Genomic DNA, 407 nt, shown 5'->3' with positions numbered 1-407 from the left:
AGGAGGAACTGCCATGAAAACCAAGACCACGGAGACCCCTACTTCGAGCGCGGGTGGGCGCCTGAGATTCGATCCCACGATCAACCCCGGAACCATCGTGCAGGTGCTGGTGGTGGTCGGCTCGTCGATCCTGGCGTATGGCTCGTACCGCGAAGACCGCGCCCGCCAGGACGGCCGCATCGGGCAGGCCGAGGTGCTGGTCGAGCGAGACCGCCAGTCCATGCGCGAGACGCTGCAGGAGATCAGACACCGGATGGAAGCGCTGGAGCGCCAGCACCAGGATGGCAGGGAGCGTCGGCCCACCTCGCCGGCCTGCGCGGCGGGCGACGGCCGAAGGCCGTAGCGTGTTGCACGCGCACGCCGTCATGTCACTGGAAAAGGGCCAGGGAAGGAGGCCGCGAAAAAAC

General features: G+C 67.3%; 1 protein-coding gene. It reads left to right on the top strand.

Features of this window, described 5'->3' with window-relative positions:
• Positions 1 to 13: 13 nt before the first annotated feature.
• On the top strand, positions 14 to 343 hold the full coding sequence (locus tag G4D87_RS38695; protein ID WP_163787696.1) for a hypothetical protein: 330 nt from the start codon (positions 14 to 16) through the stop codon (positions 341 to 343).
• The last annotated feature ends 64 nt before the right edge of the window (positions 344 to 407 follow it).

The organism is Myxococcus vastator (genome assembly GCF_010894475.1).
GTDB classification, from domain to species: domain Bacteria; phylum Myxococcota; class Myxococcia; order Myxococcales; family Myxococcaceae; genus Myxococcus; species Myxococcus vastator.
The sequence above is the reverse complement of the archived record's forward strand: the minus strand, read 5'-3'. Positions and strand labels throughout refer to the sequence as shown.